The organism is Vibrio sp. 704, assembly GCF_033339295.1.
In genome coordinates, this window is the sequence record NZ_JAWOUH010000032.1 from 24873 (window position 1) to 35785 (window position 10913).

A 10913-nucleotide genomic window follows, 5' to 3' on the forward strand; every position below is an offset into this window, starting at 1 on the left:
TTCTTATCGTTTTACATAACAAATAAAAAAGGCGCTCAATAGAGCGCCTTTTAACTTCATTCGGTATTATTCACTTACAGTCTGTTCTGTTTGTGCTGCTGGTTGTTCAGCGAATACCTGGGTTGGCTTTGCAACTAAACTGCGGTTTTCTTGGTTTACGTCCGTAAGGACAATTTCCAATGTATCCCCAAGTTTGTATACGACCTCTTTATCGATAGAGATGGTACCGTTGTCGCCATTGCACTCAATTCTTTCTTTATTATCAAGAATTAGTGCACCAGGAATAAAGGCTGCTGCGCCATTTTCGAGAAGTCGGACACGTGCGCCTGCACGATTAATATCGAAAATCTCACCTGTGAAACAAGTTTTCTTGCTCGGCTCATCAGCAAGCGTGCGTGCATATAGCCAATCTGAGACATTTCGCTCAGCGATTTTATGATGTTTACGATGTAGAGCTAGCTCTTCGCCTACTTGGTCATCTGGTTTTTGTACAGGTTCTTTACCAAGGATGACGGCCTTCAACATACGGTGGTTGATCATATCACCGTATTTACGAATTGGTGATGTCCAAGTTGCATAGATGTCTAAACCCATTGCATAATGAGGCAGAGGCTGATTACCCACTTCGCTGTATGCTTGGAACTTACGAATACGGTTATCTAGATAAGACGTTTCTTGAGCAGCCAACCAGCGGCGCAACGCAGCAAAGCCTTCTAGTGTAGCAATAGACTCCGCTGTGAACTCCAACTGGCCTTCTGGATTGACAAGTTTAACCACTTCCTCAATCTTCTCGCTCTTGATACCTGCATGCGTATTGAAGACACCTGTTTCAAATTTATCGCGTAATGTACGACCTGCACAGATGTTTGCGGTAATCATGGATTCTTCAACAAGGCGGTTTGCACTGCGGCGCATGTCTGCGTGGATAGCGATTACATCGTTATCTTCACTGAGCTCAAAACGGTAGTCAGGGCGGTCTGGGAAGACCACTGCGTTTTTCTCACGCCATTCAGCGCGAGCAAGAGAGAACTCATAAAGATCACGAACGATGGTCGCGATCTCTTCAGATGGCTGCCATGCTTCAGAGCTGTCGTGTTCTAACCAATCAGACACGTGATCGTATACTAGGCGTGCATGTGATTTGATGTTTGCCGCGAAGAATTTAATATCGTCGCCAATCACACCATCTTTACTTACCGTTACGGTACAGCAAATAGCAGGGCGGGTTTCACCTTCAATCAGAGAACATAGGTTGTCCGCTAAATCGCGAGGTAGCATCGGGATGTTGCGGCCTGGAAGATAAATAGTATAGCCACGTTCACGCGCTACTTTATCCATTTCATCTTCAGGTGTGATGTAGGCGGTTGGGTCCGCAATAGCGATGGTGAGTTCGAAATCGCCAGATACGGTTTTCTTCGCGTACAGCGCATCGTCCATATCTTTAGTCGATTCACCGTCGATAGTGACGAATGGAACATGAGTCATGTCTACGCGTTCTAGCTCCGCGTCGTCTTTCAGTTCCCAGTTATCGATGCCTGCTGGCTCAGAGTTTGGTAGATCGTTTTGAGCAAGCGTTACCCACCAAGGCGCAATTTTATCATTCGCGTCAGTGATTTTTTCAGAAATTTCTACGAAGAAAGAGTTATCACCTTTTAGAGGGTGGCGAATAAGATGTGCGACAACCCAATCACCTTCGGCGAACTCGTCAGGTTTTAGACCTTTCTTTAATTTCGCTTTAAGAGATAGCTTTTTAAGCTGTGGGTGATCAGGTGCTACGTTGAGCTTGCCTTTGAACATTTTTACTCGACCAATAAAGCGAGTCACGGCTTGTTCCAGCAGCTCTTGTGGCTCTGCAACTTCGCGTTCATTTTCGGTGCGGATAATGGCGACGACTTTGTCACCGTGCATGCACTTTTTCATGTACGCAGGCGGGATGAAGAAGCTAGTCTTACTGTCCACTTCCAAAAAGCCAAAGCCTTTATCTGTGGCTTTTATTGAGCCTTCTTTTTTAGGCAGGTTTTCTTGGATTTGCTGCTTAAGCTGAGCGAGTAGTGGGTTATCTTGAAACATCTTTTCTTAAATTACCTATGGAGTTGGGCACACTATAATCATTGCGAGCTATTATTACTACCTGTGGAGCGTAATTTCGCCGTGAATTTTGCCTATTTAACCACGAGAAATTGGCTTAAATATTGATGAAATTCTCATCTGTGAGCTACGCGAATCTACGGGGAATGGTAGGGCTGGTGGAAAAATATGCTAAAAATACCATTGTTGAGAATAAATTGTGATGTAATTCAATTTTTTCTGGATTTTTTTATGCTTTTAAGGAATAATCCGCCTCCCTTAGTCGTCCCTAATGGCTTATCGCGGTTGTGTACTGTGCTGTGTTCCCGTCTGAATGGAATCAGTATCTGGATGGATCAGTATCGAATTGGAAGAGCATATGGGACTGTTTTTTTGTTTAATTAAGTAGGATCCCAATGCAAGATTCTGTTATTCAATTCAGTGATTTATCTCTGAATGATTCTATCCTTTCTGCTCTAGACGGAATGGGTTTCGTGTCACCAACTCCAATTCAGGCTGCGGCAATCCCACACCTATTGGAAGGTGCTGACGCGCTGGGTAAAGCTCAAACAGGTACAGGTAAAACAGCAGCGTTCTCTCTGCCTCTTCTCAACAAACTCGATCTAAACCAACGCAAACCGCAAGCGATTGTACTTGCTCCGACTCGTGAGCTGGCAATTCAGGTTGCAGCGGAAATGAAAAACCTTGGTAAAAATATCAAAGGTTTGAAAGTTCTAGAGATTTACGGTGGCGCATCTATTGTCGACCAAATGCGTGCTCTTAAAAGTGGCGCTCATGTAGTTGTTGGTACTCCAGGCCGTGTTCAAGATCTGATCAATCGCGAACGTCTACACCTAGACGAAGTTAGTACTTTCGTTCTTGATGAAGCAGACGAAATGCTAAACATGGGTTTCGTAGATGACGTAACTGCGATCATGGAGCACGCTCCAGAGTCAGCACAACGCGTTCTGTTTTCTGCAACTATGCCTCCAATGCTGAAGAAGATCGTTGAACGTTTCCTTCGTGACCCTGTAACGGTTGACGTTGCTGGTAAAAACCACACTGTAGACAAAGTTCAACAACAGTTCTGGGTAGTGAAAGGTGTAGAGAAAGATGAAGCAATGTCTCGTCTTCTTGAAACTGAAGAAACTGACGCGTCAATCGTATTCGTACGTACTCGTCAAGATACTGAGCGTCTGGCTGACTGGCTATCTGCACGTGGCTTTAAAGCAGCTGCACTGCACGGTGACATTCCTCAGTCTCTACGTGAACGTACTGTTGATCACATCAAACAAGGTGTTATTGACATCCTAGTTGCAACTGATGTTGTAGCTCGTGGTCTTGACGTTCCACGTATTACGCACGTATTCAACTACGACATCCCATTTGATGTTGAGTCATACATCCACCGTATCGGTCGTACTGGCCGTGCTGGACGTAAGGGTAAAGCGATCCTTCTAGTTCGCACTAACCAAATTCGTATGCTTCGCACTATCGAGCGTGTAACTAAGTCATCTATGGAAGAAATCCAACTTCCTCTACGTGACCAAGTTGCTGAAGCTCGTCTAGCTAAGCTAGGCGCTGAGCTTGAAGCAGAGAAAGAGCACAAAGCACTAGACAAATTTGCTGAGCTGGTAGAGAAACTACAAAGTTCTCTAGACATCGACCCAGCAACACTTGCTGCTATGCTTCTTAAGCGTCAGCAAGGCAAACGTCCTCTGTTCTACATTGGCGAAGACCCAATGGTTGAAGCAATTGAGCGTGACAAGCAACGTCGTAAAGAGCGCCGTGAAGGTGGTCGCGACGGCGGTCGTAACTTCAACAACCAAGACTGGGATACTTACCAGCTTCAAGTTGGTCGTGAGCAAGGCGTTCAAGTTAAAGACATCGTTGGCGCTCTAGCAAACGAACTAGGTCTAGGTAAAGGTTCTATCGGTGCGATCAAACTAGCTCAAGGTCACACATTCGTACAGCTACCTAAAGCAATGACTTCAGACGCGGCGAACAAGCTAAGCAAACTACGTATCCGTCAACAAGATGTTGGTGCTGTAGTATGTGACTTCGATGATTTCCGCGAGTCTCGTGGTGGTCGCCGTGACGGTGGTCGTCGCGATGGTGGTCGTCGTGATGGCGGTGGTTACCGTGGCAACCGCGAAGGCGGCAATCGTGGTGGTGATCGTCGTGAAGGCGGTCGTCGCGAAGGTGGTTTCCGTGGTAACCGTGACGGCAACCGCGATGGTAATCGTGAAGGTGGCGAACGTCGTTTCGATCGCAACCGTGGTGGTGATCACCGTGGTGCACATCGTGGTGAACGTGGTCACGGTCGTGGCCGTCGTACAGACGCATAATCACGAGTGATTAAAGCGACGGTTTAAGTTGCTACAAAAAGAATTGAAAGCCGAGCAAAGCGCTCGGCTTTTTTATGCGCGTCTAATACGGTTTTGCTTTTCATCGTGTTTGTTTACCCAACTTATTACTTCGTCTAAGGGCAGGGCAGAACAAGTAACCCTGAATGATGTCACAGCCTCGACTTCTCAAAAAATGCAGTGTGTCCATGTCTTGAACGCCTTCTGCTACGACCGAATACCCTAATCCATGTGCTAGCGCAATCGTGTTCTCAACGATAGAGCGGGAGCCTTCAGTGCGGCTTGCTGTGAAAAGAAATTAACCAGCTTACCTTGAAACGTATTATCAATCTTTCGACGTTTTTGAGGTTATCTCATAATTTGAATCAGTCATTGGCCTTCAGGTTGTGTCATGTCTTCGATAGACTCAAAGTAGTATTTACGATAAGGGAGCCCAGTAAGAGCGTCATGGACGGCATTGCGCTTCTCTCTTTCAGCAACAGTATGAAGCTTTAATATCGAATCGTTGCTCCACTTAATCACCAGCACGACAAAGATACTGCCGCCAAAAAGTATAAGAGAAACCCCCGTTTCTAAGAGAGAAGTAATAGGTTTTTGCATGATAGCGTGCAAAAAAACGGCATAAGCAAAAATGAAACAGCTGATTAACAATAATAGGAAAGTCCACCCGGTTACGTCAGTTTTCGAGCAGATGTTTTTTGTCATCTGCCATCCCCAGCAGAGCAAAATCAAACCTAAGATCACTAATAGAAATGCAATAGTGGGCACATTATTACCCCGATTTATTGATTGGTTTGTTATTTTTGTTCACCCAATAAACAACGTAGCTTATATATCTGACTTTGTACAAATTGACCTATTCATAAATTATGTTTAACAAGTGATATTTTTTAGTCTTCAAATAAAATCAAAACTTGCTACAGATCAACAAAATTTGTTCAATCAAATCGCTTTTACTAAAAGATTGTTGAAAGATTAAAAAATTATTGAATAATAGAGGGGCAAACAAGAAGTACGCAGCGCACAAGCGCTATTACAACCTCTGCTCTACAACAGGATAACTATTTCATGTCTAATTCGTTTGTACTGGTGATCAACTCTGGTAGCTCTTCATTAAAATTTGCTGTTATTGATTCTGAAACCGGTGAAGCTTTGGTATCAGGTATTGGTGAGTGTTTTGGCCTACCTGAAGCTGAAATCAGTTGGAAATATCAGGGAGAAAAAACCGTTGAAGCAATTCCAGCTGGCGGTAACCATCATCAGTACGCTGTTGAGCGAGTGGTAAAACTACTCGAAACTCTAGGTTTGAGCTCAAAATTTGTCGCTGTAGGCCATCGCATTGTCGCAGGCGGTGAAACCTTTAAAGGAACTGTGAAAGTTGATGAAACAGTTATTCAAGAAGTAGAGCGCCTTGCTGAACTTGCACCACTTCATAACAAAGCGAACGCTGAAGGCATGAGAGCGGCAATGGCGGCGTTCCCTTCACTGCCTCAATTTGCTGTATTCGACACTGCTTTCCACCAAACAATGCCAGCCAAAGCCTTTATGTACGCACTTCCTTACGAGCTTTACGAAGAGCATAAAGTGCGTCGTTACGGTGCTCATGGCACAAGCCACTACTACGTAAGCCGTGAAGCAGCGAAAATGCTAGATAAGCCGGTTGAAGAAAGCAGCTTTATCACTGTGCACTTAGGTAACGGTGCATCAGTGAGTGCGGTTAAAAATGGCGAATGTGTTGATACAAGTATGGGTTTGACGCCGTTAGCTGGCCTAATGATGGGCACTCGCTGTGGTGACCTCGACCCAAGTGTTATCGAGTTCCTTTTCCGTAAAGGCTGGGAAAAAGACGAAGTGTTCGAGATGATGAACAAGAAGTCAGGTTTCTTAGGTGTATCTGGTGTGACAAGTGATGCTCGTGGCGTACTAGAAGCAATGGAAGCGGGGAATTCACGTGCGAAGTTGGCATTTGAGATCTTCACTTACCGCGTTGCGAAATACATTACATCCTACCTCGCGGCTCTGGATTCATTAGACGGCATCATCTTCACTGGTGGTATTGGTGAAAACTCACTACCAATTCGTCGTGAAATCTTGAAAAACCTAAAACTGTTAGGTTTTGTTGAAGATCAGAAAGGTAACGAAGATGCAAGATTTGGTAACGCAGGTGTTATTGCAACATCTGAGTTGTTAGGTGCCAAAGCTCTTGTTATTCCTACTAACGAGGAATTTGTGATAGCCAAACAATCGGTTGAGCTATTGTAATATATAACGAAAACAGAAAGTTAAAAGCGAGCCTCGTGCTCGCTTTTTTTACTTAAAGCAATTTGACAATTACTCTTTGGGTTTCAGAGCTTCGCGCTTTTCGATTAAAAAATCCATCAAGACGCGGATTTTTTTCGGCATATGCTCTCGTGAAGGTATATACAAATAAAACCCTGGAAACTCTTTGCACCAAGGTGTCAGAACTCGGGTCAATCTTCCCTCATTTATGTGCTTTTCCACCCATAAATCAATATGCTTCACTAAACCCACACCCTGTATTGCAGCTTGTAACATACTATAGTCATCATTAAAAATAGCATTGCCTTTAGGCTCGAAAACGAGGGTGCGCTTTGCAACATCTGGAGAGGTTAGCGACCAATGATCAATTGTTCCGCTAGAGGTAAAACGATAAGCAAGGCAATTGTGATCTTCTAAATCCTCAGGAGTTTGAGGTAGTCCATTTTGCCTAAAGTATTCAGGAGAGCTCACTATTGCCGTTGTTAACGGCGGAGTAATAGGGATCGCAACCATATGTTCATCTAAGCTTAATCCTAAGCGAATGCCAGCGTCAACGCCTTCTGCGACGATGTTAGAAAACCCATCATCCATGATTAGCTCTAGGCGTATTTTAGGATAACGAGAGAGGAACTCACCTAGATAGGGCTCAATAAGCAGCCGAGCAGCGGTTCTTGATACACTGATACGGATTAATCCCGAAGGCTCAAGATGAGAGTCGTTCAATTCGTTAACGACCTGCTCAATGTTCACCAATGAAGGTTGCAAAATATCAAGCAGACGTTGGCCTTCTTCCGTCAGCGACATACTTCTGGTGGTTCGATTAATTAACCGAACTTGTAGCTGTTGTTCTAACGCTTTTAGGTGTTGTGATAAGGCAGCACGGGTTACCCCCATTTCTAAGGCTGCTTTAGTGAAACTGCGATGGCGAGCAATATGTGCAAACCACGTCAGTGATGAAATTAAAGAAGGTTCTATTCTCATTTGTTAAGTATAACTAAACAGTCATGTAGATAAAACGATATTTATCCGAAACAGTGTGTTGACTAATATTACATCGAAGCTTAGGTCAGCCTGAGATGAACAGTTAACCTCTAATGGAGAATGTCGCTATGTCTAAAGTCACTTTCAAAAATCTCAATGGTCAAGGTATTGAGATTTCAGCGGTTATCAACTTCCCTACAGATTTTGATGCAAGTAAACAATATGCGGCGGTTGTTGTTTCACACCCAGGTGGTGGCGTAAAAGAGCAAACCGCAGGCCTATATGCGAGTAAACTTGCAAAAAGCGGCATAATTGCCATTGCGTTTGACCGTTCGTATCAAGGTGAAAGTACAGGTGAGCCTCGCCAAATGGAAAACCCTTACACGAGTACTGAAGACGTGAGCGCAGTCGTCGACTATCTGACAACGTTAGAGTACGTCGATAACGATAAAATTGGCGCAATGGGGATTTGTGCTGGTGCGGGCTATAGTGCAAATGCAGCGATCAATGATCGTCGAATCAAAGCACTGGGTATGGTTAGTGCCGTAAACATTGGCCAAATGTTCCGTAATGGTTGGGATAATTCGGTTAACGATGCTGACGCTGTTGGTTACTTAGAATTTGGTTCGAATGCTCGCACAACCGACACGAATGGTACAGAATTCGCGACTATTCCTCTAGCTCCGATGCGTGAAGAAGATGCCTCAAATGCAGAGCTACGCGAAGCTTGGGAGTATTACCACACACCACGTTGTGAACATCCAAATGCGCCGGGTTTTGCTCTAACTCGTAACTTAAACCAGATCATTACTTACGATGCGTACCACAAAGCGGAAGCATTCCTAACTCAGCCAATTCTTGCTGTCGTTGGTAGTGACGCAGGCAGCAAATGGATGAGTGATGACCTGATAGAACGTGCAGCGAGTTCAGATAAAACCTTGTATGCCATTGATGGTGCAAACCATATGTCGCTTTATGATGTTGCCGAATACGTCGATGACGCAGTATCCCAACTCGCATCTTTCTTCCAACGCACTCTTTAATATTCCCGATGAAAGGCTCAATTGCTTCGAGCCTTTCTGCTCTCAAGGCTTTTTACTCTTAAGGTATTGATTATGAATATGCAAAAAATCACTTTTAGAAATGCTGATATGGCTTGGGATATGTCTGCATTAATTTTATTTCCAGAAGGCTTCAATGAATCGAAACGCTACCCAACAATGATAAGCGTTCATCCTTTTGGTAGTTGTAAAGAACAAACATCCAGCGCTGTCTATGGTAAAGCCCTTGCTGAGTTAGGTTACGTCGTGATCGCATTTGACGCGAGCTTCCAAGGAGAATCGGGAGGATTGCCTCGCTACGTAGAAGACCCAAGTCAACGTGTTGAAGATATCAGTCGCGTTATCGACTATGCAGTAACTTTACCATATGTCGATGAGAATAGAATTGGTGGACTCGGTATCTGCGGCGGTGGTGGTTACATGATCAATTCAGCCCTAACCGAAAAGCGCTTGAAAGCTGTCGTAGGTATTACGCCTGTTAACTTAGGCCGCTTGTTCCGTGAAGGCTTTAGTATGTACGACCCTATCGCCAATCTTGAAGCTATGGCTGCACAGAGAACAGCCGAAGCTCGCGGCTCAGAGCTGAAAATCGATGAACTTCTTCCTCCAAATATTGAATTTGCAAAAGAAAATGGATTAACAGAACGAGACGTGTTCGAAGCTACTGAATACTACAAAACATCACGTGGACAAACCGAAGGTGGTGCAACTCGTATGCTGTTTTCACATGCACAGAAAACACTGAGCTGGGATGCCTTTGCATTTGCCGAAACGTTATTGACTCAGCCTGTTATGGCCGTGGTAGGGCAAAAAGTCGGGGCGTTTGGTGCTTATCGTGATGGGCAGGAAATTTATGGCCGCTCTGTTCAATCAAAAGACCGACAGCTGGTTAATTTGGAAAATTGGTCTCACTATGAACTGTATGACCATCCAGAAGCAGTCGGCATTGCAATGGACAAGGTTTCTGCATTCCTTGAAACACACTTAAAATAATCTAATAAGTTAGAAGCGTTTTGTAGAGTTGCAAAGCGCTTATTTTTAACAGAGTAAGATGTAGTTCGAAGCGAGTAGGTCGGTAAATCTTCGTGCGAATAACCTCATCTACAGGCTATTGACTAAATACCACTGCCAAATACTGTTTAAGACAATGTACACTGAAACCTAATTAAAGGCGTTAGATAGGAATGAAGTTTAATTTATGCGCAAATCAGATAAGAAGGTCGAGAATCTAATTAGAGAAGTGTTGACCGAAGTTTGTGAAGATACGCTAAAAGGCTACGATGGCTTTCTTTGGGTGACTCATACCGTCAAATTCTCTTCTTTTCCACAAAGTTTAGAAATAGTCTGCGTATTCGAAACGAAGCAAGATCGAGCTAACTTTTTTGAAGGAGAGGGCCGCCAGCATGTTTCCACAACTATTCAAAAGGCCTTTAATAAGGTAGGAGTGCAACTAAAGAACGTCAGTAAGCAAATCAGTTACGATACAAAACAAAAGCATTAGCGCAGGCAGCAATGGTCCGTAATAAAATGGTGCTTGGCTACCTTGCTATAAAAATGCAAAGGGCACTGGATGGGCAATGAAGCTTCAGCTCACTTAGATATACATCGGTGTAACTATGAGTTATGGAGTTATGGATTGTGAATACGGTTGGTTTTCTAATGTTGCCTTAAGAGGCCATGATTAGTCGTTTACAATGAGTAAAGTACAAACTTCTGCATGGTGGATATCCGCAGAAAATTATTGAAAAGAAAGGCTCTAGCTGGAGCGGTCTATCATTTTCTTTGGGTTACCTCGACAATGAATAGCTTAATTGCTATGTTTCGCAAAATATATGGATATTCTTCTGCTCGTTATCTTCAGATGCCGTGCAGAAGAATGTGTTTGCCGGCTGAGGGAAAAATGAAAACCAAAATAATAATGTCTTTTCTACTCGCTACATTATGTGTCAGTGTCAGCGCCAGTACGAATGAGCCGAAATACCATTCTGCGCTAACAGTCAAAACGGGATTCAGTGAAGACAGAGACAAGCCTGTGGAAGTCTATTATTGGTATCCCACAACGAACGAAAAAAACAACTTCTCGTTTGGTAGGGGGAACATTTTTAAATCAGTCGAAACGCAGTTAGATGCCCCTTTAGCAAGTGGAAAATTTCCCGTT

The 10913-nt window shown here is 43.9% G+C and carries 8 protein-coding genes and 2 pseudogenes; 6 read left to right on the forward strand and 4 right to left on the reverse strand.

The window, feature by feature from the left end:
* Positions 1–66: 66 nt before the first annotated feature.
* Entirely contained in the window at positions 67–2070 is a 2004-nt protein-coding gene (rnb, locus tag R7R24_RS23540; RefSeq protein ID WP_318119660.1) for an exoribonuclease II, read from the reverse strand.
* A 413-nt stretch (positions 2071–2483) separates the two neighbouring features.
* Between rnb and R7R24_RS23545 the strand changes: the two genes are divergently transcribed.
* Positions 2484–4415, forward strand: a complete 1932-nt coding sequence (locus tag R7R24_RS23545; RefSeq protein ID WP_054574370.1) for a DEAD/DEAH box helicase — start codon at positions 2484–2486, stop codon at positions 4413–4415.
* 72 nt (positions 4416–4487) lie between these two features.
* Here the strand turns inward: R7R24_RS23545 and R7R24_RS30990 are convergent.
* A pseudogene (locus tag R7R24_RS30990) lies at positions 4488–4731 on the reverse strand (EAL domain-containing protein); the annotation flags it as partial.
* A gap of 71 nt (positions 4732–4802) precedes the next feature.
* Entirely contained in the window at positions 4803–5033 is a 231-nt protein-coding gene (locus tag R7R24_RS30995; RefSeq protein ID WP_224721257.1) for a hypothetical protein, read from the reverse strand.
* Positions 5034–5501: 468 nt separating this feature from the next.
* On the opposite strand from R7R24_RS30995, the gene R7R24_RS23555 reads away from it, so the two are divergent.
* Positions 5502–6695, forward strand: a complete 1194-nt coding sequence (locus R7R24_RS23555) for an acetate/propionate family kinase (RefSeq protein ID WP_017821080.1) — start codon at positions 5502–5504, stop codon at positions 6693–6695.
* Positions 6696–6764: 69 nt separating this feature from the next.
* On the opposite strand, the gene R7R24_RS23560 is transcribed toward R7R24_RS23555, so the two are convergent.
* A complete protein-coding gene (locus R7R24_RS23560) occupies positions 6765–7694 on the reverse strand; it encodes a LysR family transcriptional regulator (RefSeq protein WP_017821079.1) in 930 nt (309 codons plus the stop codon).
* Positions 7695–7822: 128 nt separating this feature from the next.
* Here R7R24_RS23560 and R7R24_RS23565 point away from each other — a divergent pair, with 128 nt between their 5' ends.
* The 4 genes and pseudogenes from R7R24_RS23565 to R7R24_RS23580 all read left to right on the forward strand — a co-directional run.
* Positions 7823–8737, forward strand: a complete 915-nt coding sequence (locus tag R7R24_RS23565) for an alpha/beta hydrolase (protein ID WP_017821078.1) — start codon at positions 7823–7825, stop codon at positions 8735–8737.
* 72 nt (positions 8738–8809) lie between these two features.
* Positions 8810–9748: an alpha/beta hydrolase gene (locus R7R24_RS23570; protein ID WP_005375705.1), complete on the forward strand. Its 939-nt coding sequence runs from the start codon at positions 8810–8812 to the stop codon at positions 9746–9748.
* A 205-nt stretch (positions 9749–9953) separates the two neighbouring features.
* Positions 9954–10256: a hypothetical protein gene (locus tag R7R24_RS23575; RefSeq protein WP_005375707.1), complete on the forward strand. Its 303-nt coding sequence runs from the start codon at positions 9954–9956 to the stop codon at positions 10254–10256.
* Between the two features lie 216 nt (positions 10257–10472).
* Positions 10473–10913, forward strand: a pseudogene (locus tag R7R24_RS23580) (hypothetical protein); the annotation flags it as partial.